At 56.3% G+C, this 22,838-nt stretch carries 26 protein-coding genes and 1 tRNA gene; 10 read left to right on the top strand and 17 right to left on the bottom strand.

Going from position 1 to position 22,838, the window contains the following annotated elements; genetic code table 11:
- Complete coding sequence (locus tag GOW98_RS05795) at positions 1 to 819, bottom strand: SDR family oxidoreductase (RefSeq protein ID WP_170330114.1); 819 nt, start codon at positions 817 to 819, stop codon at positions 1 to 3.
- Positions 820 to 963: 144 nt separating this feature from the next.
- On the opposite strand from GOW98_RS05795, the gene GOW98_RS05790 reads away from it, so the two are divergent.
- From GOW98_RS05790 to GOW98_RS05780, 3 genes are all read left to right on the top strand, one after another.
- Positions 964 to 1,977 (top strand): NADPH:quinone oxidoreductase family protein, encoded by a 1,014-nt coding sequence (locus GOW98_RS05790; RefSeq protein WP_170330113.1) that lies wholly within the window; start codon positions 964 to 966, stop codon positions 1,975 to 1,977.
- Positions 1,978 to 2,069: 92 nt separating this feature from the next.
- Entirely contained in the window at positions 2,070 to 2,519 is a 450-nt protein-coding gene (aroQ, locus tag GOW98_RS05785; protein ID WP_170330112.1) for a type II 3-dehydroquinate dehydratase, read from the top strand.
- Positions 2,516 to 3,271, top strand: coding sequence for an autoinducer binding domain-containing protein (locus GOW98_RS05780; protein WP_170330111.1), 756 nt, complete (start codon positions 2,516 to 2,518; stop codon positions 3,269 to 3,271). Before aroQ ends, GOW98_RS05780 begins: the two co-directional genes overlap by 4 nt.
- A gap of 391 nt (positions 3,272 to 3,662) precedes the next feature.
- Here the strand turns inward: GOW98_RS05780 and tsf are convergent, their stop codons facing one another.
- The 5 genes from tsf to GOW98_RS05755 all read right to left on the bottom strand — a co-directional run bounded on the left by tsf (position 3,663) and on the right by GOW98_RS05755 (position 7,450).
- On the bottom strand, positions 3,663 to 4,538 hold the full coding sequence (gene tsf / locus GOW98_RS05775; RefSeq protein WP_170330110.1) for a translation elongation factor Ts: 876 nt from the start codon (positions 4,536 to 4,538) through the stop codon (positions 3,663 to 3,665).
- A 77-nt stretch (positions 4,539 to 4,615) separates the two neighbouring features.
- On the bottom strand, positions 4,616 to 5,407 hold the full coding sequence (rpsB, locus tag GOW98_RS05770; protein ID WP_170330109.1) for a 30S ribosomal protein S2: 792 nt from the start codon (positions 5,405 to 5,407) through the stop codon (positions 4,616 to 4,618).
- Positions 5,408 to 5,573: 166 nt separating this feature from the next.
- On the bottom strand, positions 5,574 to 6,428 hold the full coding sequence (locus tag GOW98_RS05765; RefSeq protein WP_170330108.1) for a lysophospholipid acyltransferase family protein: 855 nt from the start codon (positions 6,426 to 6,428) through the stop codon (positions 5,574 to 5,576).
- Complete coding sequence (locus tag GOW98_RS05760; RefSeq protein WP_170330107.1) at positions 6,415 to 7,170, bottom strand: GNAT family N-acetyltransferase; 756 nt, start codon at positions 7,168 to 7,170, stop codon at positions 6,415 to 6,417. The genes GOW98_RS05765 and GOW98_RS05760 overlap by 14 nt, the downstream gene beginning before the upstream one ends.
- Positions 7,171 to 7,267: 97 nt before the next feature.
- Positions 7,268 to 7,450: a DUF3553 domain-containing protein gene (locus GOW98_RS05755; RefSeq protein WP_170324899.1), complete on the bottom strand. Its 183-nt coding sequence runs from the start codon at positions 7,448 to 7,450 to the stop codon at positions 7,268 to 7,270.
- Between the two features lie 43 nt (positions 7,451 to 7,493).
- Here GOW98_RS05755 and GOW98_RS05750 point away from each other — a divergent pair, with 43 nt between their 5' ends.
- Positions 7,494 to 8,090 (top strand): histidine phosphotransferase family protein, encoded by a 597-nt coding sequence (locus tag GOW98_RS05750; protein WP_254437909.1) that lies wholly within the window; start codon positions 7,494 to 7,496, stop codon positions 8,088 to 8,090.
- Here GOW98_RS05750 and GOW98_RS05745 read toward each other — a convergent pair.
- The 8 genes from GOW98_RS05745 to GOW98_RS05710 all read right to left on the bottom strand — a co-directional run bounded on the left by GOW98_RS05745 (position 8,087) and on the right by GOW98_RS05710 (position 15,090).
- On the bottom strand, positions 8,087 to 9,349 hold the full coding sequence (locus GOW98_RS05745) for a glutamate-5-semialdehyde dehydrogenase (RefSeq protein WP_170330106.1): 1,263 nt from the start codon (positions 9,347 to 9,349) through the stop codon (positions 8,087 to 8,089). The two genes, GOW98_RS05750 and GOW98_RS05745, sit on opposite strands and share 4 nt — an antisense overlap.
- 46 nt (positions 9,350 to 9,395) lie before the next feature.
- Positions 9,396 to 10,502, bottom strand: a complete 1,107-nt coding sequence (gene proB / locus GOW98_RS05740; RefSeq protein WP_170330105.1) for a glutamate 5-kinase — start codon at positions 10,500 to 10,502, stop codon at positions 9,396 to 9,398.
- Entirely contained in the window at positions 10,490 to 11,524 is a 1,035-nt protein-coding gene (obgE, locus tag GOW98_RS05735) for a GTPase ObgE (RefSeq protein WP_170330104.1), read from the bottom strand. The genes proB and obgE overlap by 13 nt, the downstream gene beginning before the upstream one ends.
- A 37-nt stretch (positions 11,525 to 11,561) precedes the next feature.
- Positions 11,562 to 12,098 carry a GNAT family N-acetyltransferase gene (locus tag GOW98_RS05730; protein ID WP_170330103.1) on the bottom strand — a complete coding sequence of 179 codons (537 nt, stop codon included), beginning with the start codon at positions 12,096 to 12,098 and terminating at the stop codon, positions 11,562 to 11,564.
- 248 nt (positions 12,099 to 12,346) lie between these two features.
- On the bottom strand, positions 12,347 to 12,616 hold the full coding sequence (gene rpmA, locus GOW98_RS05725) for a 50S ribosomal protein L27 (protein ID WP_010440093.1): 270 nt from the start codon (positions 12,614 to 12,616) through the stop codon (positions 12,347 to 12,349).
- A gap of 11 nt (positions 12,617 to 12,627) precedes the next feature.
- Positions 12,628 to 13,239 (bottom strand): 50S ribosomal protein L21, encoded by a 612-nt coding sequence (locus GOW98_RS05720; RefSeq protein ID WP_170330102.1) that lies wholly within the window; start codon positions 13,237 to 13,239, stop codon positions 12,628 to 12,630.
- Positions 13,240 to 13,447: 208 nt separating this feature from the next.
- Positions 13,448 to 14,248 (bottom strand): DUF2059 domain-containing protein, encoded by an 801-nt coding sequence (locus GOW98_RS05715; protein WP_170330101.1) that lies wholly within the window; start codon positions 14,246 to 14,248, stop codon positions 13,448 to 13,450.
- Positions 14,248 to 15,090 (bottom strand): DUF2059 domain-containing protein, encoded by an 843-nt coding sequence (locus tag GOW98_RS05710; protein WP_170330100.1) that lies wholly within the window; start codon positions 15,088 to 15,090, stop codon positions 14,248 to 14,250. The genes GOW98_RS05715 and GOW98_RS05710 overlap by 1 nt, the downstream gene beginning before the upstream one ends.
- 123 nt (positions 15,091 to 15,213) lie before the next feature.
- Between GOW98_RS05710 and GOW98_RS05705 the strand changes: the two genes are divergently transcribed.
- Positions 15,214 to 15,303: transfer RNA gene (locus GOW98_RS05705), tRNA-Ser, on the top strand.
- Positions 15,304 to 15,546: 243 nt separating this feature from the next.
- Here the strand turns inward: GOW98_RS05705 and GOW98_RS26180 are convergent.
- The gene (locus GOW98_RS26180) at positions 15,547 to 15,846 is read right to left on the bottom strand and encodes a tyrosine-type recombinase/integrase (RefSeq protein WP_367646807.1); all 300 of its coding nucleotides are present in this window, start codon (positions 15,844 to 15,846) and stop codon (positions 15,547 to 15,549) included.
- A gap of 352 nt (positions 15,847 to 16,198) precedes the next feature.
- Between GOW98_RS26180 and GOW98_RS05695 the strand changes: the two genes are divergently transcribed.
- The 5 genes from GOW98_RS05695 (at position 16,199) to GOW98_RS05675 (ending at position 20,572) form a co-directional block, all read left to right on the top strand.
- Complete coding sequence (locus tag GOW98_RS05695) at positions 16,199 to 17,320, top strand: ABC transporter ATP-binding protein (RefSeq protein WP_170330098.1); 1,122 nt, start codon at positions 16,199 to 16,201, stop codon at positions 17,318 to 17,320.
- Positions 17,320 to 18,249 carry an ABC transporter permease gene (locus GOW98_RS05690; RefSeq protein WP_170330097.1) on the top strand — a complete coding sequence of 310 codons (930 nt, stop codon included), beginning with the start codon at positions 17,320 to 17,322 and terminating at the stop codon, positions 18,247 to 18,249. Before GOW98_RS05695 ends, GOW98_RS05690 begins: the two co-directional genes overlap by 1 nt.
- Before the next feature lie 3 nt (positions 18,250 to 18,252).
- Positions 18,253 to 19,062, top strand: coding sequence for an ABC transporter permease (locus tag GOW98_RS05685; protein WP_170330096.1), 810 nt, complete (start codon positions 18,253 to 18,255; stop codon positions 19,060 to 19,062).
- A gap of 19 nt (positions 19,063 to 19,081) precedes the next feature.
- Positions 19,082 to 20,119 (top strand): extracellular solute-binding protein, encoded by a 1,038-nt coding sequence (locus tag GOW98_RS05680; protein ID WP_170330095.1) that lies wholly within the window; start codon positions 19,082 to 19,084, stop codon positions 20,117 to 20,119.
- Between the two features lie 90 nt (positions 20,120 to 20,209).
- On the top strand, positions 20,210 to 20,572 hold the full coding sequence (locus GOW98_RS05675) for a cupin domain-containing protein (RefSeq protein ID WP_170330094.1): 363 nt from the start codon (positions 20,210 to 20,212) through the stop codon (positions 20,570 to 20,572).
- Between the two features lie 25 nt (positions 20,573 to 20,597).
- Here the strand turns inward: GOW98_RS05675 and argE are convergent, their stop codons facing one another.
- Entirely contained in the window at positions 20,598 to 21,746 is a 1,149-nt protein-coding gene (argE, locus tag GOW98_RS05670; protein ID WP_170330093.1) for an acetylornithine deacetylase, read from the bottom strand.
- A 141-nt stretch (positions 21,747 to 21,887) separates the two neighbouring features.
- Positions 21,888 to 22,826: a LysR substrate-binding domain-containing protein gene (locus GOW98_RS05665; protein WP_170330092.1), complete on the bottom strand. Its 939-nt coding sequence runs from the start codon at positions 22,824 to 22,826 to the stop codon at positions 21,888 to 21,890.
- Between the last annotated feature and the right edge of the window lie 12 nt (positions 22,827 to 22,838).

The following is a 22,838-nucleotide window of genomic DNA, read 5'->3' as shown; positions in this document are numbered from 1 at the left end:
TTAAAAGGCTTCGGCAAAGATGTTTCCTGCCGTCACCACATTGATACCGCCGGACACCGGGATTACCGCGCCGGTCACGTAACTGCCGCCGCGACCGCATAGAAACAGCATACAGCCGGCGATATCCTCATCGCGTCCGACACGGCCCAAGGGGACGGACTTGCCAACTTTTGCCCGCGTCTCTTCGTCACCCGTGGCAAAGGCCGTCATGCGCGAGACAAATGGGCCTGGCGCAAGCGCGTTTACCGTTATGTGGTAGGGTGAGAACTCCTTGGCCATGATCTTGGTCAGATGTATGACGGCCGCTTTCGACGCCGAATAACTGTAGGCGCCGTCACCCATCGGCACCTCTCCCATGACCGAGCCGACATTGATGACACGGGCAGGATCGTCGGCAGAGCCGGAATTCATCAGCATAGGCAGCAGCTTTTGGGTCAGGTCGAACAGACCCGCAACATTCACCGACATGATCTTTTCCCAAGCTTCATGGGGAAACTGACCCATCGGTGCGCCCCAGCTTATGCCTGCATTGTTCATAAGGATATCAAGGTGATCCGTGCGGTTTTTGACCTCGGACGCCAACGCCTCGACCCCTTCTTTGGTGGCCACGTCTCCGCCGAAACCCTCGGCCTGACCAGGGGCGTCCAGCGCATTCAGCTCCGCCGCGACGGCTTCGCAGGCCTCGGCTTTGCGCGAGGCGATCAGAACACGTGCCCCTGCCCGCACCAGAGCCTCGGCGGCCATCCGCCCGATCCCGGTGGCTCCACCCGTGACGAGCGCTGTTTTGCCTTGCAATGAGAAAAGCGTTTCTGGGGTCATGGTCTGCTCCTCAGTCGTTTGGTCTTTGGCGAGCTCATTCCCAGAGTGGGAGGAGGTGAGTAACGAAAAGTTGTGGTTTCTTGACAAGACCTTTCGCTAGGCCAAAGCTCGTCCTTACCGAATAACAAGGATAACAGGGCCGATATGCAAGCTTTACTCAGCGTCGCGCCGGGCGGGCCGGAAACATTGGAGTTGACCACCCTACCCGATCCATCGCCGGGACGGGGCGAATTGCTAATCGGAATCAGGGCGGCGGGCGTCAATTTCCCGGACACGCTGATCATTCAGGACCTTTATCAGATCAGGCCACCCCGCCCATTCGCACCAGGTGGCGAGATCGCCGGAGAGGTGTTGGCAATCGGTGAAGGCGTAAAAGGCTTCGATGTCGGAGACCGGGTTCTGGCGTTGACTGGACATGGTGGCTTCGCCACGCACCTGACCATCCCGTCGGCCACTGCCATCAAGTTTCCTGACACGATGCCGTTCGAAGACGCGGCCTGTTTCATTTTCACCTACGGCACCTCTTACCACGCCCTGAAGGACCGGGCTGATTTGCAACCCGACGAGACGCTGCTGGTACTTGGCGCCGCAGGCGGCGTCGGATCGGCTGCGATCGAGTTGGGCAAGGCCATGGGCGCGCGGGTAATTGCCGCCGTATCCTCGCAGGACAAAGCGGATTTCTGCCGTAGCTTGGGTGCGGATGAGACGGTTCTTTATGCGCATGACATGGACACGGACTCGCAGAAGAAGTTCACGACGGAAATCAAGGATTTGTCCGCGCCGTTGGGGGTGAATGTCGTCTATGATGCGGTGGGCGGAGACTATGCCGAACCCGCGTTGCGTAGCATGGCTTGGAACGGTCGCTTTCTGGTGGTCGGATTCCCGGCAGGCATTCCCAAAATCCCGTTGAACCTGCCGTTGCTTAAAGGCTGTCAGATCATGGGCGTGTTTTGGGGCGCTTCGGTGATGCGCGACCCCGTTAGCCATTCTGAAAATGTGAGGAGTTTGTTTCAGTTATACAGCGATGGAAAAATCAAACCCAAAATCAACGCACGGTATCCGCTGGATCGCGCATCCGACGCGTTGACGCACATGACAAGCCGTTCTGCACTGGGCAAGACCGTGGTGACAATGCCCGCTCACGCCGAAGGTGAGTGACGTAACTTCCCCCACTCGCCTTATGCGCGCGCTGGCTGGTGGACATTGACACCCTTTAGCGTCTATGAACCTGAAATGGGAACAGTGAAATAATGCACAAAGCTTTGATTTTGAACGGTCCGAACCTGAACCTTCTGGGTACAAGGCAGCCCGAGGTTTATGGCAGCACCACGTTGGAAATGGTTGAGGATTTGTGCCTGAACCATGGGTCTTCCATCGGGGTAGAAGTGTCGTGCTTTCAGTCCAACCACGAAGGCGCGCTTATCGATGCCATTCATGAGGCCAAGGGGGATCAGGACGGGATCGTTCTGAACGCTGGCGCCTATACCCACACCTCTATCGCCTTGATGGATGCCATCGCGTCGGTCGAGCTTCCGGTGATCGAGGTGCATCTGTCCAACATCCACGCGCGTGAAACGTTCCGGCACGTGTCCTACATCTCAAAAGTCGCTGTTGGCCAGATCTGCGGCTTTGGCGCGCAGGGATATGTGCTGGCGCTGGATGCATTGGCCGCTCATCTGAAAAGCGAGCCGTCTGCATGACGCTGAGTGAATATCTGCACTTTCTCAGCTACACCAAAACTCTGGAAGAGCTTTGGGATGCCCATTGTCGTCAGATGGCAAGTTTCGGGTTCGATCGCCTAATCTATGGGTACACTCAATACCGCACGGAAACCTCACTTGGTGACCCCGAAGATTTCGTGATTCTGACCAATCATGAAAAACCCTATCTGGATGGGTTCCTGCGGGATGGGATGTATTTTCATGCTCCGATGTTGAAATGGGCGCTGCATAATGAAGGCGCGGCCAGTTGGAGCATCGCGCAGGAGATGGTGGCCAGCGGAAAGCTGACGACGCAAGAGCTGGACGTTCTGGAATTCAACCGGTCGCAGGGTGTAACCTTCGGGTACACGGTCAGCTTCACCTCGGTCTCGATGCGGTCGAAAGGGGCGATTTCCCTATCGTCCGGAGGCGCTGCCAGTCAGGCCGAAGTGGATGCGATGTGGGCCAAGCACGGCGATGACATCCTTCTGATGAATAATGTCGCGCATCTGAAAATCCTCACCCTGCCCTACAATGCCCCCAACCGCGCACTGACCAAACGCCAACGCGAAGCCTTGCAATGGGTCGGAGACGGCAAGACCACGCAGGACATTGCGCTGCTGATGGGGCTGACGTCGGCGACGGTGGAAAAGCATCTGCGGCTCGCACGCGAAGCCCTGTCCGTGGAAACCACAGCGCAGGCGGTTCTGAAAGCCTCATTGCAGAATCAGATGTTCGTGATGGAGGCCTAGCGCCCCGAAAACTGACGCCAAATTGCGTCAATTTACCCTAGGTAAGGAAATCATGACTTTTCAATCCTGAGGGGGAGTTGCAAAGTGGTATTGTTCCGTGAGTGGTGGCTTTAGCCAGGGAACATTTGGTTGGATCTTTGTAATAGCAGGGCTCTCCAACCGCTCTGACAAGAAGGCGCTTATTGGTCAGCGTCGGATTGCTGGAATTTGGGGGGCCTCGACCATCCCCATCATGCGGGGCCCCTCAATCCTTCTTTAGGAGTGAGTTGAAACGGACGCGGCAGCGTCCTTTTTTGATTCCGCACGCATTAAATAAAAAAAACCGGCCACGCAAACACGTGACCGGCATATTGCTTTGTCCGGACCCACAGGACAGGTCCAGCTAGATTTTTTAGCCCTGAGCGGCTTTCGCAACTTCAGCAGCGAAGTCTTCTTTTTCGACCACGATGCCTTCGCCAACTTCCAGGCGGATAAAGCCGGTGATGGTTGCGCCCGCTTCTTTGGCCGCTGCTTCAACGGTCAGGTCAGGGTTCACAACGAAAGACTGGTTCAGCAGAGTCGATTCGGCGACGAACTTCTTCATACGGCCTTCGATCATCTTTTCGATCACCTGCTCCGGCTTGCCGGATTCGCGGGCGATGTCCATCTGAACCTGTTTTTCTTTCTCGACAACAGCCGGGTCCATGTCCGCTTCGGACAGAGCCGCAGGGTTTACAGCCGCGATGTGCATCGCAACCTGTTTGCCAATCGCTTCGTCGCCACCGGTCAGAGCAACCAGAACGCCGATTTTGCCCATGCCGTTGGTGGCCGCGTTGTGGACGTAGGACACAACAGTGTCGCCCGACAGTTTGGCCATGCGGCGCACCGACATGTTCTCACCGATGGTGGCGATCTTGTCGGTCAGGGTGTCGGCAACGTTTTTGCCGCCCAGATCAGCAGCCAGCAGAGCCTCGACATTGTCGACGCCTTCTGCAGCGTAGGCGATCTTGCCGACCATTTCCTGGAATTCAGCGTTTTTCGCAACGAAGTCGGTTTCCGAGTTCACTTCGACAGCAACACCGTTGCCACCGTTGACGTGAACAGCAACCAGACCTTCTGCTGCGGTACGACCCGATTTCTTGGCCGCTTTAGCCAGGCCTTTGGTGCGCAGCCAGTCAACGGCTTCGTCCATGTTGCCTTCGGTTTCGGTCAGCGCTTTTTTTGCGTCCATCATGCCTGCGCCGGTCTGGTCGCGCAGTTCTTTAACCATTGCTGCTGTGATTGCCATCTTTTGGCTCTCCTCAATTCAAACGGAATTGGGGCAGGTCATACCCTGCCCCACATGTCATTTACGTGACGGGCAGCTTACGCTTCGGCAGGTGTTTCTGCTTCGGCGGGGGCTTCTTCTGCAACGACTTCTTCAACCGGTGCTTCTTCGAATGCGCCCAGGTCAACGCCTGCTGCACCCATCTGAGCGGTCATACCGTCCAGAGCGGCACGTGCGGCCAGATCGCAGTACAGAGCGATTGCGCGGGCTGCGTCGTCGTTGCCGGGGATGATGTAGTCAACACCGTCGGGCGAGCAGTTGGTGTCGACAACAGCCACAACCGGAATACCCAGTTTGTTGGCTTCGGCGATGGCCAGTGCTTCTTTTTTGACGTCGATGACGAACAGCAGATCCGGAACACCGCCCATCTCACGGATGCCGCCCAGCGAAGCTTGCAGCTTGGCCTGGTCACGTTCCATGCCCAGACGCTCTTTCTTGGTCAGGCCTTCAGCGCCCGATTCCATCGCTTCGTCGATCTGGTTCAGACGGTTGATCGACTGGGAAACGGTTTTCCAGTTGGTCAGCGTGCCGCCCAGCCAGCGGTGGTTCATGTAGTACTGAGCCGACTTTTCAGCAGCGTCTGCGATCGGGCCAGCGGCCTGACGCTTGGTACCGACGAACAGAACGCGGCCACCTTTTGCGACGGTGTCACGAACAGCCTGCAGTGCCTGGTCCAGCATAGGAACAGTCTGGGTCAGGTCCATGATGTGGATGCCATTGCGCGAGCCGTAGATGAACGGGCCCATGCGGGGATTCCAACGCTGTGTCTGGTGGCCAAAGTGAACGCCAGCTTCCAGCAGCTGACGCATGGAGAACTCGGGAAGAGCCATGCTATTTTCCTTTTCCGGTTTACGCCTGGGCGGGGGTGAAAGAAGCGGATGCTCCAACCGGCGGTCTTGATGAGGATGTCTCCCTCAAAAAGGCCAAACCCCGCCTGCGGGTTTGAATGGCGCGCGTATACGGCAGGTTTGGACGCAGTGCAAGGGCCTATAGCCCTTATTTTTCAAGCCGCGCCAAGCTGTGCGCGTGACGCACGGCGTCTTCACAATGAGCAGCCAGCGCCTTACGGTTTTCAAAGTCGCTGACCTTGGCCGGGGCATGATAGATCAGTTCGACAAAACCTTGTCTGCGTGCGCCAAGGGTCTTGAGCAGATGTGGCCCGAACTCCATGTCTCCCCACCAGCCATAGAACCGATCCGGCTGGCCTTCGGGTGCGTGAAAGATAACCGAGACCGGCTGCACATACATGAAATCACGCAGCTCTTCTGCGAAGAACGCGGCAAAGAGTGTTGTTTTAAATGGCAAAACTCGCAACCCGTCGGTCGATGTTCCTTCGGGAAAAAACAGCAGTTTGTGGCCTGCTTTCAGGCGGGTCTCGAACACTTTGGTCTGTTCTTTGGCTTTTTTGCGGTCTCGCTCGATGAACACGGTGCCGGTCGCGCGGGCCAGCCATCCGATGCCGGGCCATGTCGCAACTTCAGCCTTGGATACGAAATACACGCGTTTCCGCGCGTTCAGCGCAAAGATATCCAGCCAGGAGGTATGGTTCGCAACCACGGCCCCCCGCTGCTGCATCAACTCTCCCGAGGTGCGAAAACCGATGCCTAAAAGCCGGAGTGCATTTCGACAGACGAATTGTGCGATAAACGGAGTGATCGGGCGGCGCACGCCGAACAATGGGAGTTCGACCAAACGAATAGCCAGAAGGATGATCAGGCCACCAAACACCAGAATGGCCAGTGGCACTCCGCGTAAGATGACCAGAACCCAACCCACCAGATCCAGATTGATCGGGTCAGGTTCGTCCTCACTGTTCCACAGCGCGTCGTTCACCTGGTTACGCTCCGCCATAGATGCGTTTCTGTCGTTCGTTCATGCGCGCAGTGTCGAGGATCAGGCACACGTCTGTGGTGTTGAAGGCGTTGTCGATGAAGGCCCCCTCGCCTACGAAACCGCCAAGCCGCAGATAGGCTTTAATCAGTGCTGGAACCTGCACCATCGCCGCGCGGCGATCCAGATCATCCGGCGCCACGAGGTCCATCGATTGAAATACGTCCGGCTGTGCCCGTACCCGCAGATCGGTCGGCGCCAGATGGTTGTGATGCAGCATCGACAAGGGCTGCGCCAGGCTCTGAACATCGGTGCCGTGAAAGCTGGCGACACCGAACAGGACCTCGATCTCGCGTTCGTTGACATAAGCGGCCAGACCGTTCCACAGGTGATACATGGCCGTGCCGCCGCGGTAATCGGGATGCAGGCAGGACCGCCCCAGTTCCAACAGCTTGCGGCCGCTTTGTTTCAGAACGGTCAGATCGTATTCGTCCTCGGAATAAAACTGCCCCAGTTCTGCTGCACGTTCGCCCGGTAACAGCCTGTAAACACCCACGGTTTCGCCAGTCAGGTCGTCTATTGCCAACATGTGGTCAAAATACGGATCGAATTTGTCACGCTCCAGACCCGCCTCGTGATCGACCATCTCTCCACCACCGCCCAGTTCGCGAACGAACACGTCATAGCGCAGCCTTTGCGCGGCACGCAGTTCGCCCTCGGACTCGGCGAGTTTGACGGTAAAGGAAGGACCTGCATCCGGCATTTGTGGTTCCGTTCTTGTTTTTGCGCTGATACCGCAGTTTCCGGGGGGATGGCAACAAGAGCGGATTTGCGGGGTGTTAACCTTTCCTAAACCAGTTTCACGGATCAAAGACCGGCATCAGGGCGATGCGTGTTCCGTCAATCACTACTTTCCCCTGCTCGCGAAAGTTGACGGTGATCTTGCCCCCGATGTTGGACTGCACCTGTCCAACGCCCCAGTCGGGGAAATCGGGGTGGCGGACATACATGCCCGGTGCAAGAATAGCATTGAGGTCTGACATGTCTGGGCTCCAGGTCCGGCGGCAGATGCAGCAGGAGGTACGCATGAGCGACACCACAGTCAACCTGGCCGAGTTGATCGGCTCTCGGATCTGTCACGATCTGATCAGCCCCATAGGCGCGATCACCAACGGTCTGGAGTTGCTTGAGATGGTTGGTGCCACTCAGGGCCCCGAGATGGAGCTGATTTCGGGAAGTGTGGGCAGCGCCGGGGCGCGGATCCGGTTCTTCCGTGTTGCTTTCGGCTCCGCCAGTGATCAGCCGCTGGGTCGAGCTGAGGTGTCAGAACTGCTGAAGGATGTCGAACGGGCGGGCCGTGTGCGCGTAAATTGGCACCTGATTGAGGCTGTTCCGCGCAGTCAGGTGAAACTGGCGTTTCTGGCGTTGATGTGCTGCGAAAGCGCGATGCCGTTCGGCGGTGAGGTTACGATCACGAACAACGGTGATAGTTGGACAGTGACCGGCGCGGCCGACAAGCTGAACTTGGACAGTGATCTGTGGAAGAACCTGCCTTTGGGCCGTTTTGCCAACAAGGTCACCCCCGCTCAGGTACAGTTCGCCCTTCTGCCCGAGGCCGCAGCGTCAATGGGGCGGCGGGTTGCGGCGGAAACCACCTCAACCCGTATTGTGATCCGGTTCTAGGACCGGGTCGTTCCGTTTCCACGCACCAAATACTTGAAACTGGTCAGTTGCGCGGCACCCACGGGTCCGCGCGCGTGCATCTTGCCGGTGGCGATGCCGATCTCGGCGCCCATGCCAAACTCACCCCCATCGGCGAATTGAGTCGAGGCGTTGTGCATCAGGATCGCGCTGTCGAGCCGCTCAAAGAACCGCGCGGCAGCACCCGCATCCTCGGTCATGATACAGTCGGTGTGGTTCGAACCATACTGACGGATATGCGCGATGGCGGCGTCGATATCCGCAACCGGTTTAGCGGCAATGATACTGTCGAGGAATTCTTTGCCCCAATCGTCATTAGTGGCCGAAACCGTGCCATCCATAGCCAACGCGCCTTCGGCGTGAACCTCGACACCAGCCGCCAGCAGAGCCGAGATGACGTCCCGACCCAGCGTTTCGGCGACGTCCTGATGTATCAGCAAACATTCGGCGGCACCGCAGATACCGGTGCGGCGGGTCTTGGCGTTCAGCACCACATCCAGCGTTTTCTGCGGGTCGGCTGATTTGTCGATATAGATATGAACAATGCCTTCGAGGTGCGCGAAAACAGGCACACGGGCTTCGCGCTGGACCAGACCGACCAGACCTTTACCGCCGCGCGGTACGATGACGTCCACATAATCGGTCAAGGTCAGCAGTTCCTGAACCGCAGCGCGGTCCCGTGTCGGCACCAGTTGAATTGCGTCTTCGGGCAAGTTCGCGGCCTTCAGACCTTCGACCAGACAGGCATGGATCGCACCCGAGGAATGAAAGCTTTCAGACCCGCCTCGTAGGATTACCGCATTGCCGGATTTCAGGCAGAGTGCCCCGGCGTCCGCCGTCACGTTCGGGCGGCTTTCATAGATCACGCCAATCACGCCCAAAGGTGTACGCACACGTTGGATGTTCAGACCCGAGGGCATGTCCCATTCGGTAAGGACTTCGCCAACCGGATCGGCCTGATCCGCAACGGTGCGCAGACCGTCGACCATGCCTTGAATGCGGTCCTCGTCCAGCATCAGACGGTCCATCATGGCCGGGTTCAGGCCTTTTTCGCGGCCGAACTCCAGGTCTTTCTTGTTTGCCTCGATGATGTCGGCGCGGTTTTCCCAAACCGCATCAGCCGCGGCAATCAGGGCGGCGTGCTTACGTTCGGCACTGGCACAGGCCAGATCGGCCGAGGCCGCCTTGGCGCGTTTTCCAAGATCGGCCATCAGGGTGGGAATGCTGTCGAAATCCTTCATCTCATGTGCCTTTCGGTCGGTATTCTGGTGTTCTAACATCGTGCGCTTACAGCGCCAAATCGTCCCGGTGGATCAAAACGGCCCGTCCCGGATAGCCCAATGTCGCTTCGATTTCCGAGGACTTGCGCCCCTTGATCGCATCCGCTTCTTGCGCGGTGTAACGGCTGAGGCCTTGCGCTAGACGGCGCGAGGTTGGGTCAAGGATGGCAACGGGATCACCGCGGCCAAAATCTCCGGTTACTTCGACGATGCCTGCAGGCAGCAAGCTTTTGCCGTTGCCGAGCGCCCGCGCGGCGCCCGCATCCACCACGATCTCACCGCGTGGCTTCATCGCCGAAATCCAGCGCTTGCGGGCTGCATGTGGGTCCAACGTAGCCGTAAACCAAGTGCAGTTCGCTCCATTTTCAAGCGTTTTCAGCGGGTTTAGAGGCGATCCTTCGGTGATCGCCATGTCACACCCCGCCGCTGTGGCCATCTTGGCGGCCAGCAGCTTGGTCTTCATGCCGCCCTTGGACAGTCCCGACCCGGCATCGCCCGCCATCTCTTCGATCTCGGGGGTGATGTTATCGATCACGTCATAGCGCGTGGCCGAAGCGTCCTCATTCGGGTTGCCGGTATAGAACCCATCCACGTCCGACAGCAGGATCAGTTGATCCGCACCGACGGTCACCGCGATCTGGGCAGCCAGACGGTCATTGTCGCCGTACCGGATCTCATCTGTCGCGACTGTGTCGTTTTCATTGACAATCGGCACCACGCCAAGGCTCAGCAATGTCTCGAGCGTCGCACGCGAGTTCAGATAACGGCGACGGTCAGCGCTGTCTTCCAGCGTTACCAGGACCTGTGCGGTGGTGATCTTGTGCGGGGTCAATGCCTCTTCATAAGCGCGAGCCAGCCGGATTTGACCCACTGCGGCAGCGGCTTGAGACTTCTCAAGCGCCAGTGCCTCCATCGGAAGGTTCAACACTCCGCGCCCCAAAGCGATTGACCCGGACGAAACCAGAATGACATCCGTCCCCTGCCCTTTGAGCCACGCTACGTCTTGTGCCAGAGAATGCAGCCAATCCGACCGCAACAACCCCGTATTCCGGTCCACCAGCAAAGCGGACCCGATCTTGACCACCAGTCGTTTGGCCGAGGTCAGGGTTGCCACGACTTCTCCTCCTCAGCGGGCTTTTGGCGCAGTCGGTTTTCGTCGATCTGAGCACGCAGTGCCCGCAGAACCTCGGTCACGCCCAGATGGGCCACGCCGGACATGGTCATGACGGGGCCGCCAACGGCCTCTTCCAATTCGGCCTTGGCCAACTCGCGCTCTTCGTCATCCAGCGCATCGACCTTATTCAGCACCGTGATGCGAGGCTTTTCGGCCAGTTCGCCGCCATAGGCTTCGAGCTCGTGGATGATCGTGCGGTAATCGTCAGCCACGGTCTCAGACGTGCCATCGACCAGATGCAGCAACACGGCGCAACGTTCCACATGGCCCAAGAACCGGTCGCCTATCCCGCGGCCTTCATGCGCGCCTTCGATCAGGCCTGGAATATCAGCCACGACGAATTCGACATTGTCGACGCCGACAACGCCCAGATTGGGATGCAGCGTGGTAAACGGGTAATCCGCGATCTTGGGGCGCGCATTGGACGTCGCGGCCAGAAAGGTTGACTTGCCCGCGTTAGGCATCCCCAACAGACCCACATCGGCGATCAGCTTCAGCCGCAGCCAGATGGTTCGGTCGATCCCCGCCTGCCCCGGATTGGCGCGGCGCGGGGCCTGGTTGGTCGCCGATTTGAAGTGCAGGTTGCCAAAGCCGCCATTGCCGCCCTTGGCCAGCAAGACGCGCTGTCCCACCTCGGTCAGGTCGCAGATGACGGTTTCTTCGTCTTCGTCCAGGATCTCGGTGCCGACGGGCACGCGCAGGACGATGTCGTCGCCATCTTTACCGGTGCGCTGCTGCCCGCGACCGGGCTGACCGTTCTTGGCAAAGAAATGCTGCTGATAGCGGAAGTCAATCAGCGTGTTAAGGCTCTCCACGACTTCGACCCAGACTGAGCCGCCTTTACCACCGTCGCCGCCATCGGGACCGCCGTATTCGATGTATTTTTCGCGTCGGAAGCTGACGCAGCCGCCACCTCCGGCCCCGGACCGGATGTAGACCTTTGCAAGATCGAGAAATTTCATGGCTGTCCCCTACTGCAAAGGCCCCATCGGCCACAAGTCAGAGTTTTTTACTGTATGTCCAAGTGGGCACGTTTGCATCACGCGCCACCGAGTAGCTTTCGGCATCACCAAGGTACTGGAACCCGCAATGGGTCAGCACCCGGGCCGAGGCCGGGTTGTCCTGGAACACGCTGGCGAACATGGTGGCGTTCTCCAGCGGGTTTGCGTTGACCAGCGCCTCGACGGCCATCGACGCGACACCCGTGTTCCAATAAACCGGCGCGACCCAATAGCCGACCTCGGACTGGTTGCGATCCAGACGTGTCAGCGTGATCAGGCCGATCAGTTCCGGGCCACCGTCCTTGGTGGCATCCATGACCCAGACGTCCTCATCGCGCTCTTCGGCCATGGACCGGGTCACGAAGGCCTCGGTCGAGCCGGGCGGCAGCGGATGTGCGATACTGGTGGTCATGCGTGCAACGCGCTCATCGCCTGCGTAATGTTCAATGAGACCCATATCCGACCGACGCAGCGGGCGCAGGTCGAACCGCTCGGTTTCTATGACCGGCTGGTTTATAATTGTCTCAAGTTTCATGAGTTCGTTCCTCCTCCGAACAACACGTAAATCGCGGACGCAACGGTGAAACCGATTAACGCCCACATCAGATATTTGTGGCCCATACGATCTTCAACCGCAGGAGCGATCCTTCCCTGAATCAGGGACGGAATTATGCTTGCTGGGTGTGTCATCGGGGCCATTGATCAAAACTGCGTTAAAACGAGAAAGGGGACCGGCATTTTCTGCCGGCCCCCCATGAATTTTTAAACCTTATGGGTTTCGGCTTACTCTGCGGCCTCCGCCACTGGCAGGACCGAAATAAAGGTGCGGTTCTTGAGTCCCTTGTGGAACTTCACGGCGCCATCAACAGTTGCAAAGATGGTGTGATCTTTGCCCATGCCTACGCCTTCGCCCGGCCAGAATTTGGTGCCGCGCTGACGCACGATGATGTTGCCTGCGATGGCTGCCTGGCCACCATACAGTTTCACGCCAAGGCGGCGACCAGCTGAGTCGCGACCGTTACGGGAGGAACCGCCAGCTTTTTTATGTGCCATTCTCTCTCTCCTTAGCCTTGAGCCAGCTCTTTGGCTTGCTCAACCCATTCGGGCTTCACTTTGATGGTGTCGATAACAGCAATCTGCTCGTCCGACAAGGCGGCCAGAGCGGCAAAGCTCTCGATACCAGCCTCAACCAGCTTTTTGGCAGCGGCAGGGCCGACACCGTTCAGCTTGGTCAGATCGTCAGCGGCAGCAGCGGCAGGTGCATCGGCCTTGGCTTCAACTTTCTTGGCAGGCTTGGCAGCAGGTGCCGCTTCGCCAGCCGGAGCCGAACCGGTTGCAGCTTTGATGCCCGACTTGTCAGCGCCAGACGACAGAATGTCGGTGATTTTGACCAGTGTCAGTTTCTGACGGTGGCCAACGGTACGCTTCGAGCTGTGCTTACGACGGCGCTTGACGAACTTGATGACCTTGTCACCTTTGACCTGTTCGATCACTTCGGCCTGTACGCCTGCGCCTTCAACGAAAGGTGCGCCAACAACCGGAGCGTCGCCGCCCAGCATCAGAACATCGTTGAATTGAACTTTTTCACCTGCGTCGGCAGCCAGTTTTTCAACGCGGAGCACGTCGCCCGCCTGAACCTTGTACTGCTTGCCGCCAGTCTTGAGGACCGCAAACATGCGTCTTTCCTTTTCATACCCGCGTTCTGTGGTCCCCTTTCGGGCGTTTTCGGCCTCAGCCACCTCGAACAGCGCGCCCTTTTCGGGCTGTGTGACGACCCTTGGGAAACTCCCTATGGGTCAATAATAACGAGACCCGGCGCGGAAAACCGGCCGGGATGCGCGCTTATCCATAGATTGCGGAGGAAAGTCAACATCAAAAGCAGGTCTACAGGTCGGACCCTTTCAAAACCTGTGCGACCGCCTCGCCCAGTTGAAAATAGATCGTGTCGAACATCCAGTCAAAGCTCTCGAACAGGGCATCATTGACCGCCCTGCCCGTCGTAGTGCGTGAGAATGCGATGTTCTCGCGCATTTGGGCGTCGGTCAGCGGCTGATAGGCCAGCAGAAAGAAGGAATACAACCACGTCCGGGTTTCTTCTGTCATACTGTCCTTTTGCGTCAATAGTTGGGCCAGAAGCTCGGTGTCGTCCACGCTTGCGTCAAGGTTCATCCCGCGGAAAAAGTTGTAGTCCGCGCTGATGGTGTTCTGAACGTTTTCATCAATCAGATTGTTGACCTCAATATACTCCTCAACCAGACGATATAGTTCAGAATCGCGGTCACTGTTTAAATATGCCTCTTCTGCCATGTCTTCTATGGTCTCGTCGGCCAGCGCTATGCGTGCCGTAAGTTCAAGCGAAACGATAGTCTGACCCAAGTCACTTTCAAAAAACAGAATGGCGCGGTCCAGATCAGTCTCGGAAAGTGTTTGATCGAAAACCTCGGCAACTTGATTGCGCATTCTATCGGCGTCGTAAATTCGGGCAACTTGCTCCTGAAATACTGGGCCGCCCATGTTGTCCAGAAATGACTCCTGCAGGGTCTGGCCCATCGTGCCGCCCTCATCCTGCAAAATCTCGATGAACTCATCCAGTTGCAAAGCTTGCAGTAGGCGCTCGACCTTTTCCTCGGCCTGCACTTGCACGGTCCATAGAAACAGAGCGGCAGAGGCCCAAATCAGTCGCATCAGATGTCCTGCGCTGGGTGCAAATCTGCCATCCGGACGGCCAATATTTCGAATTTCATCGCCATGATTTCATACTGAACCGCATTGAGAAGCTCATACACTTCCTGCATCAGCGGCTGTTCCAAGGCTTCGGCATAGGCGATGACATCCGCGTCAGAAAAGTCCTGATAGGTGTACGCAGCCCCCGCAAGCGCGGACAATTGCAGAGCTTGTCGCATACTGGTTTCGTTCTGCTTCATCATTTGGCGCAGATCATCTGCGCCCAATTGCAGATCAATCACGCCAGATGCGCTGGCAGCCAATAAGAACCTCAACTGGATTTCCTGAAGTGCGCGCAATGCAGTCCCGCTGGAATCAATGGCAGAGTTCATGCGTTTGAGGTGTTCAACCCGCTTGGAGCCATCCTTGATCAGGTCTGAAACGATTTCCTGACCTTCCTGCTGCTTGGCGTCATCGTCCTTAGTCATATGAGACGCGTTTTCTGCCTCGACCAGCCGTTGCCCAAGATCCGAGGCATAGAATTCAACGGCATGGTTCAGGGCATCATCACTCAATGTTTGTTCCAGAATAGACACCGCAATTTCGTGCATGTCATCCGTATCGAAAACTTCTTCGGTCAGCCGCGTCCAGTCGGCACCGAATCCGTCGGGATCGATTCCCAGCATCCGAGGTGCCGAGGCCGACGAGAGCGCAATGCTCTCAAGCGCTACGTCGAAGCCGGTTGTGGTTAGAAATGCCTCGATCCGGTCGCGCCCGGCGGCGAAGGTGGATTGGGGAACCGTTGCAAGCGCAAGGATCAACGGAACAAACAAAAGTGCGATGCGGCGAAGGTGACAAGTCATACCCAGAAGCCTAGGCGTTTTATGCCATCTGGCAATGGAAAATCCCGCGTTGGTGAATTTCGGGAATTTTCTGCTTGCACCCTCGCGCGTTCCTCACTAAATCCCCCCCTCACAGACCCCCGCGGAGAGGTGCCGGAGTGGTCGAACGGGGCGGTCTCGAAAACCGTTGTGGGTGCAAGCCCACCCAGGGTTCGAATCCCTGTCTCTCCGCCACTAAAATCTTAAAAATAATAGTTTTTACAACTATAGAGATTCGGTGTCAAAGTGCGCGCCAAAGCTCCTTTTCCTCAAGAGTCGGCATAACTATGCCGAGATTTGATGCTCCGATTGCACCGACTATGCCGAGATCGGGATCAAATTCCTCCACTTAGTCCCCTCGCCAGTCGAGGTTCGCAGTGCAAAAAATGGGCCTTGCATTCCTGCGAGACCCGTTTGCCAGTACCTCCAATTTTCGGGTCAAAACCCGTTGTCACCATCCGACAGACAAACGTCCTGTTGTTTCTGATCCAGATGTCGAAAGTAGTATTTCTCGGTCGTTTTGACAGAGGTGTGACCTATGTATCGGTTGCCCCTGTAGATGCTCCATCCTTCCCTCGGGTGTTCGCTTGCGAACTTGTGCCGGATATCGTGAAGCCTTTCTTCGAACCCTGTTTCTTCACCATATTCCCCAAACAGGTTGGATGCGTCCTTAAAGTAGCCGTGATCATGGTAGCTCCAGAACACAAAGGTAGACCTGTTCGACTTTGGGATTTTCAAAAGAGAGTTTTCTCACACTTTTTCTCCCAGATTCGACTATACGAACCCACCAATCACACTTCTTCAAATGCTCAGCGCAAGCTGGGAGGCATGCAACTACGAAATTAAGACATACTGCAACAACAAGAAACCAAGCATCGGTTCTTGGCCAACCTCCTTATCACCCGTATCACTATAAGTAATCGAGATCGTGGTTCCTACACATATGGTAGGCTTTTCTTTTTGCTGAAAAAGTTTGCATAACCGCTATAACACTTTGATATTATGCCAATAAAATTAATGATTAGGCAAATCCTAATGTTTAGTGAGGAAGTCAGTTCTTAGGACGGTAGCGCAGCCCGTATATACCCGAATGGAATTTCGCGGTGCTCAGGAGGCGCAATTGTCTGACAAAGAAAATATCGCGATTGACGTGCGGGATGCGGTGAAACGCTACGGCGATTTTACCGCACTCAAGAAGATCTCGCTGTCGATCATGGACAATGAGTTCTTTACTCTTCTGGGCCCGTCTGGCTGCGGTAAGACCACTCTGCTTAGAATGATCGCCGGGTTTGAAGCCGTCACCGAGGGGGCGATCTACCTTTATGGCGATGAGATCGAAAATCTGCCGCCCAACAAGCGTCCTGTGAACACGGTTTTCCAGAACTATGCCCTGTTTCCGCATATGACCATTCTGGATAATGTGGCGTTCGGGCTGGAAATGCGCGGGGCCTCTAAATCTGATGCGCGCAAGAAGGCGGGCGAGATGCTGGAATTAGTGCAGCTCTCTCAGTTCTCTGCGCGCAAGCCCAGTCAGTTGTCAGGTGGTCAGCAACAACGTGTCGCATTGGCTCGCGCCTTGGCGCCACAGCCCAAGGTTCTGCTGCTGGATGAACCCTTGTCTGCACTGGACTTGAAGCTCCGCAAGGCCATGCAGCTTGAATTGAAGCACCTGCAGCGCGAAACGGGGATTACCTTTATCTTCGTCACTCACGATCAGGAAGAAGCCCTGACCATGTCCGACCGCATCGCGGTTATGTCGGCTGGCGAGATGCAGCAATTGGGGTCTCCTACGGACATCTACGAGCGTCCACACAACATGTTCGTGGCTGATTTTATTGGCGAGACCAACCTGTTGGAGGTTTCCGTTGACGGAATTTCGAATGGTCGTGCGACCTGCCACTTGGGCGGGGGGCATGAGTTGACTTGCAATTCGGTCGAGGGAATTGGCGTCGGCTCCAAAGTTCACATGTCGATCCGGCCAGAGCGGCTGTATATGTCGGACACCCCTGCAGAAACCGAAAGCCTGAAAGGGCGCATCAAAGAGAACATCTTTGTCGGCACAGATATAACAACCATCGTGGATTTGCAGGACGGTCCGGACTTTGTCGTGCGCACCTCAAATTCAGACCGCGGTAATAAGCGGATTTTTGAGCCAGGCACCGAGATGTACGTCAACATGGAGCTGGGGGCTGGTCGCCTCCTGGTCGACTGATGGCAGCGGGTGCAGCAAGCGGCGGCAGCGCAACGACAGATACGTATAAAGAGGCGCGTACTTGGCTCCTTCTACCCGCATGGGTGACGCTGGCCATTCTGGTTCTGGCGCCAGTGATCATGATGCTGATCTACTCCTTCCTGACGAAAGAGTTCCGGGGCGGTGTGATCTGGGAGTTCTCTCTGGCGGCTTACGATCAGTTCTTCTTTGACCGAGGATTATTCGGCGACGATCCCCCTAAGATCGAATGGACCTATATCACGATTTTCTGGCGCTCAATCTGGCAGGCTGCTGCTGCCACACTGCTAAGCCTCGTGATCGGCTTTCCAACGGCCTATTTCATCGCCACCCGATCCGAGAATATGCGTCCGGTTTGGGTGTTCCTGATCACTATCCCCTATTGGGTGAACCTGCTGATCCGGACCGTGTCAATGAAGTTCCTTCTGCGCGATCAAGGGCCGTTGAATGATTTTCTGATGAATATCGGCTTAATCGACAGTCCACTGCATATCGTCAACACCAACTTTGCGGTTCAGCTGGGCCTGTTCTATTCCTACCTGCCCTTCATGGTGTTGCCGATCTATGCAGCTGTTGAGAGGTATAATTTCGCCCTGTCCGAAGCTGCGGCCGACCTCTACGCGTCAAAATGGACCACCTTGCGCCGCGTGCTGCTTCCTGCGGTCAAACCGGGCGTCTTTGCGGGCTGTATTCTGGTATTTGTTCCGTCGATGGGATCTTTCCTTGCACCCGATCTTTTGGGTGGTGCAAAGAACTTCATGATCGGCTCGCTGATTGAGGAACAGTTCAAGGGCAATGCAGGCAACTGGCCGTTTGGCGCAGCCGCCTCGATGATCCTGCTGACAATGGTTTTGATCATTCTGATGTTCTCGGCCCGTCAGCAGGCCAAAGCCGACAAGGCGGGGGGCTGACCGATGGCAAGCAAGCAATTCGACATAAAGGCGTACACAGGCTTCAAAGGGATCACTCTGCTCTGCCTGGTCATTCTCTATGCTCCGCTGGTCGTCGTCACGATCTACAGCTTCAACGCTTCGCAATCATTGACCAACTGGGAAGGTGTTTCGCTGCGTTGGTATGCGGATGTCTTCACCGGGCCGGAAAGCGGTAAGTTCAAAACGGCTGCCAAAAACAGCTTTATCATCGCGATCATCGCTGCAACCACGGCGACGGCTATTGCCACTCTGGCTGCTACAGGCATGGTACGAGGCGGCAAATTCCGCTTTCGTACGCTATCGTTCGGTCTGATCAGCTTACCGCTGATGGTGCCCGAGATTGTTTTGGCGGTCGCGACTCTGATCTTCTTCAATTCGATCGGGTTCGAGCGTGGGCTTCTGACCATCCTGCTGGCCCATATCGCCTTCTGTATTCCCTTCGCCTACCTGCCTATCTCGGCCCGAATGCAAGGGATCGAAGACAGTTATGAACAAGCTGCACTGGACCTCTACGCCACAAAACGGCAAGCCTTTACCAAGATCCTGCTGCCACTAATGATGCCAGGCATCATCTCGGGTTTTCTGCTGGCCTTCATCGTTAGCCTGGATGACTTCATCATCACCAACTTCGTGAAGGGTGCGGGGGTCGAGACCTTGCCCACGGCGATCTTTGGCTCGGTCAAGCAAGGGATCAAACCGAATATCATGGCGATTTCGACCATGTTGCTGAGTGTGTCCATCGTCATGGTCACGATCAGCTATTTCGTCAGCAAATCTGACAACACAAAATAACCAACAGATGGAGAGACACATGAAATATATGATGAAAAACGGGGTCGCTGCCCTTGCTTTGGCAATTGGCGCAAACGCTGCAGCAGCCGAAGGTGAACTGGTTCTGTACCACTGGTTCGAGTACATGCCGCAAGAGTTGCTGGACAAGTTCACCGAAGAAACCGGCATCACTGTCACTATGGACACTTACGACTCGAACGAGGCGATGCTGGCCTCGCTCAAGGCAGGTGGCATCGGTACCTATGATGTGTCCGTGCCGGGCGATTACATGGTTTCGATCATGGCCGGCGAAGGCATGCTGGACACCATCGCTGACGGAGAGTTGAAGAATAAAGGCAACATCGCGCCCGAATGGGCCGATCCCGGTTTTGATCCCGGTCGCCAATCCTCGATCCCGTATCAGTGGGGCTCGACTAGCTTTGCGGTCAGCCGCGATGCTTATGAAGGCGACATTCAAACCACAGACATTCTGTTCAACCCACCGGCCGAGTTGCAGGGCCGTATAAACATGCTGGACAGCCAAGGCGAAGTCATGGCCATGGCCGCGCTGCACATGGGTATCCCGCAGTGTTCCACAGACCGCGAGCAACTAAAGGCGTTGAACGCCATGCTGCAAGAAGCGAAGCAGCACTGGGCATCGTTCAATTCGGATACGGCGAAAGAAGTTCTGGTTTCCGGTGACGCAGCTGTAGGCCAGATCTATGACGGGTTCTCGGCCAAGGCGCGCGAGGAAGGCGCAAATGTGGAATACGCTTTTCCGACGCAAGGCTACATCGCGTGGATGGACAATGTCGTTCTGCTGAAAGACGCTCCCAACCGCGAGAACGCGCTAATCTTCATGGATTTCCTGTTGGAACCTGAAAACATCGCAGCCGTGTCCAACTTTGCGCAGTACAACGCTGGTGTGAACGGTGTTAGCGAGTTCCTTGATCCGGCATTGGCTGAACAGCCCGAAAAGACCCCCCATGCCAATGCAGGCCAGGGTGTGTTCATCGAAGTCTGTGATGAGGAAACCCAGGCCGTCTATGACCAGATCTGGACCAACCTGAAGAAGTAAACTCAACCACTTCGGATTTTGGCCCTCCGGTCTGGCTCTGGCTGGTTCGGGGGGCTTTTCTTAACCCGCCCCCATAAGGAGATCGCAAACATGAGCAAGCCTATTCGGCTTTTGCCCGACGGACACCCGGAAAACGGTTTTGTTCCGTCCTCTGCCGTTTCCACCGATGATTTCACCACGGAAGATCGGACAGAACGCATCAGCGGTTTCTACGAAAGCACCGACGGCAAGGTTCTGTCCGGTGTCTGGGAATGTGCACCCAGCCTTGAAGTGTTCGATGCATATCCTGTCGATGAAATGATGACCGTCATCTCGGGTTCCGTGAAGCTGACCAGCCCGGACGGGACTGTGCAGGCGTTTTCCGCAGGCGATACGCTCTTCATGCCCAAGGGCACGCCCTGTACATGGGAAATCACCCGGACCCTGCGCAAATTCTACATGATTGCGTCCTGAGCCGGTTGTCTTGACCGTCCGCGCCTCAGCGGCGGATATCGTCGAGGATGCGATCCATCATAGCGTCGCACGCGTTCAGTTGATCAATTTCAAGGTATTCATCCGGTTTATGCCCTTGGCGCTCCATGGAACCGGGTCCGCAGACAACGGTTGGAATACCCAACTCGTTGAAAAACCCGGCCTCGGTGCCAAACGCGACCTTGGTAGTGACGTTGCTTTGGGCAAGTTTCTGGGCGTAAGCGATGACGCCCTCGGTCTCGACAACATCCAGTCCGGGATAGGCGTTGTACTGTTCGACCTCAATGCGCGCTTCTTGGCTTAGTGTCTGATATCGGGCCCCTACCCTGACCGCAGCGTCTTGGATCTGTGAAAGGATATCTTTGCCATAATCCGAGGCAAGATGACGGTATTCAAAAGTCAACTCAGCGCGGTCGGGAACAATGTTCAGCGCTTTGCCACCCGAAAGCATACCCACGTGGAAGGTCGTATAAGGCACTGAATAGGCCGGATCGCTGTTTCCACTCTTAGCATAGACGTCTTGTAGTGCTCGCAACTCGGTTACAAAATCGGTTGCAAGGTACAGCGCATTGACGAATTTCGGGGCCAGCGCGGAATGCCCGCTTTGACCGTGGCAAACAGCGCGCAGTGCAGCTTTGCCTTTGTGCCCGATAGCGACATGCATTTCAGTCGGTTCGCCAACGAAACACGCACGGGGTTGACCCAGCATCGGGGCAAGCCGATCGAGCATGTGTTGAATGCCGACGCACCCAACCTCCTCGTCATAAGACAGCGCGATCTTGAGTGGTTCTCGCAGGTCAGCCCCGGCCGTCCGGTCTGCCAACGCCATGACTGACGCCACGTAGCCTTTCATATCTGTGGTACCACGACCGTAGACACGGTTTCCTTCGCGCGTTAGGCGAAACGGGTCCCTGGTCCAGCTTTGGCCTTCGACTGGGGCGACATCAGTATGTGCCGACAGCAGAACCCCATCTCCCGCAGGGCCTATTTCCGCATAAAGCCCCGTTTTGTCGCCACCGGGATCGGTGATGCGATGAACTGCAAAACCGCGAGCTTCCAGAAACTCTTCGACATAAGCGGCAAGTTCAAGGTTCGAGTTCTTGCTGACCGTATCGAAGCCAACCAGCTTATCGAGAATACCCAGTGTAGACGTCATGCGAATTGAACCTGCTTTTCGAGTTGCCGACCGGTTTGATCCCCACTGTGTCGGGGATTTAAGCAAAGCCTATACAACAGGCAGAATACTTAAATCTGGGAATGACGAAGCAAAGGTTAGGAGATTTCTAAGGACCAGCAATCACTCGCTCCCTGAGGAATGCAAACCCGGAAGCGTTCCCGATTTCACGGCGCGGGCGCAGTGCTCGACAAAGGTTTTCAGAGTGTTTGTTTCGTTTTCAGCTTTTGCCCGCAACAGACCAAGACGCAATGGGCGTAACTCCCCGGCCAAAGAAACATAAGCCAGTTTTTTCCCATCTGGTGACAAAGTGTTATGAGGGCGAATATTCGCAATGGAGAACCCAAAACCATTGGCAACCAACGAGCGCATCACCGACATGTCCGAAGTACGTTCCGCGATGTTGGGCTTGATATTTGCCTCACGGAAGAACGACAGGAAGTATTCACCACTGAATGGAAGGTCCAGCAGAACCATGGGGCTGTCCTGCAGGTCTGAAATCGTCAATTCGGTACGGCCGGCCAATGCGTGATCTTCCCCCAGAACCACGTAAGGCGGCAGTTCGTGCAAGGGCTGGAATTCAAGGTCGGCCGGAATATCCAGATCATAAGTCAGTGCGATGTCCAGTTCAGCGCGACGCAGCTGGCTGAAGATATCCGCCTGATTCAACTCACGTTGTTCGATCCTTACCTCGGGGTAGTTTTGTTCAAAATCTCGCCGTATTCCCGGCAGAATGAACTGAGCAAATGTAGCAAGACACCCGACGGACAGAATGCCCTGAATCTTGCCTGTGATTTCCCCGGCGAGCGTTGCCAGAAGATCAGCTTCACGTAGAACAAACTCGGTTCGTTCCATGATCCTGTGTCCGGCCTTCGTCAGCGAAAGCCCCCGCGCATGTTCGCGTACAAACAACGTGACACCGAATTCGACCTCAAGTTGCGTGATCGCCGCTGAGATCGACGGCGACGACACGTTCAGTTTGTCGCTGGCCGCAGCGATGCTGCCCGCCTTTCCGACCGCAACAAAATACTCAAGCTGTCGCAGCGTGTATCTGAAAGGCAATGGCGCATCTCC

This window comes from Ruegeria arenilitoris, assembly GCF_013032445.1.
Classification (GTDB): domain Bacteria; phylum Pseudomonadota; class Alphaproteobacteria; order Rhodobacterales; family Rhodobacteraceae; genus Ruegeria; species Ruegeria arenilitoris_F.
Note: the sequence above shows the minus strand (reverse complement) of the source record. Positions and strands in the feature narration are given on the sequence as shown.

Bases quoted from the DNA above. Each gene is read 5' to 3' on its own strand.
- GOW98_RS05695 (WP_170330098.1), top strand. From the start codon at position 16,199: ATGGAATTTCGCGGTGCTCAGGAGGCGCAATTGTCTGACAAAGAAAAT.
- GOW98_RS05675 (WP_170330094.1), top strand. From the start codon at position 20,210: ATGAGCAAGCCTATTCGGCTTTTGCCCGACGGACACCCGGAAAACGGT.
- GOW98_RS05730 (WP_170330103.1), bottom strand. From the start codon at position 12,098: ATGAAACTTGAGACAATTATAAACCAGCCGGTCATAGAAACCGAGCGG.
- tsf (WP_170330110.1), bottom strand. From the start codon at position 4,538: ATGGCAATCACAGCAGCAATGGTTAAAGAACTGCGCGACCAGACCGGC.
- obgE (WP_170330104.1), bottom strand. From the start codon at position 11,524: ATGAAATTTCTCGATCTTGCAAAGGTCTACATCCGGTCCGGGGCCGGA.
- GOW98_RS05795 (WP_170330114.1), bottom strand. From the start codon at position 819: ATGACCCCAGAAACGCTTTTCTCATTGCAAGGCAAAACAGCGCTCGTC.
- GOW98_RS05685 (WP_170330096.1), top strand. From the start codon at position 18,253: ATGGCAAGCAAGCAATTCGACATAAAGGCGTACACAGGCTTCAAAGGG.
- GOW98_RS05755 (WP_170324899.1), bottom strand. From the start codon at position 7,450: ATGTCAGACCTCAATGCTATTCTTGCACCGGGCATGTATGTCCGCCAC.
- aroQ (WP_170330112.1), top strand. From the start codon at position 2,070: ATGCACAAAGCTTTGATTTTGAACGGTCCGAACCTGAACCTTCTGGGT.
- GOW98_RS05745 (WP_170330106.1), bottom strand. From the start codon at position 9,349: ATGAAGGATTTCGACAGCATTCCCACCCTGATGGCCGATCTTGGAAAA.
- GOW98_RS05750 (WP_254437909.1), top strand. From the start codon at position 7,494: ATGAGCGACACCACAGTCAACCTGGCCGAGTTGATCGGCTCTCGGATC.
- argE (WP_170330093.1), bottom strand. From the start codon at position 21,746: ATGACGTCTACACTGGGTATTCTCGATAAGCTGGTTGGCTTCGATACG.
- GOW98_RS05760 (WP_170330107.1), bottom strand. From the start codon at position 7,170: ATGCCGGATGCAGGTCCTTCCTTTACCGTCAAACTCGCCGAGTCCGAG.
- rpmA (WP_010440093.1), bottom strand. From the start codon at position 12,616: ATGGCACATAAAAAAGCTGGCGGTTCCTCCCGTAACGGTCGCGACTCA.
- GOW98_RS05680 (WP_170330095.1), top strand. From the start codon at position 19,082: ATGAAATATATGATGAAAAACGGGGTCGCTGCCCTTGCTTTGGCAATT.
- GOW98_RS05710 (WP_170330100.1), bottom strand. From the start codon at position 15,090: ATGACTTGTCACCTTCGCCGCATCGCACTTTTGTTTGTTCCGTTGATC.
- GOW98_RS05790 (WP_170330113.1), top strand. From the start codon at position 964: ATGCAAGCTTTACTCAGCGTCGCGCCGGGCGGGCCGGAAACATTGGAG.
- GOW98_RS05765 (WP_170330108.1), bottom strand. From the start codon at position 6,428: ATGGCGGAGCGTAACCAGGTGAACGACGCGCTGTGGAACAGTGAGGAC.
- GOW98_RS05715 (WP_170330101.1), bottom strand. From the start codon at position 14,248: ATGCGACTGATTTGGGCCTCTGCCGCTCTGTTTCTATGGACCGTGCAA.
- GOW98_RS05780 (WP_170330111.1), top strand. From the start codon at position 2,516: ATGACGCTGAGTGAATATCTGCACTTTCTCAGCTACACCAAAACTCTG.
- GOW98_RS05720 (WP_170330102.1), bottom strand. From the start codon at position 13,239: ATGTTTGCGGTCCTCAAGACTGGCGGCAAGCAGTACAAGGTTCAGGCG.
- GOW98_RS05690 (WP_170330097.1), top strand. From the start codon at position 17,320: ATGGCAGCGGGTGCAGCAAGCGGCGGCAGCGCAACGACAGATACGTAT.
- rpsB (WP_170330109.1), bottom strand. From the start codon at position 5,407: ATGGCTCTTCCCGAGTTCTCCATGCGTCAGCTGCTGGAAGCTGGCGTT.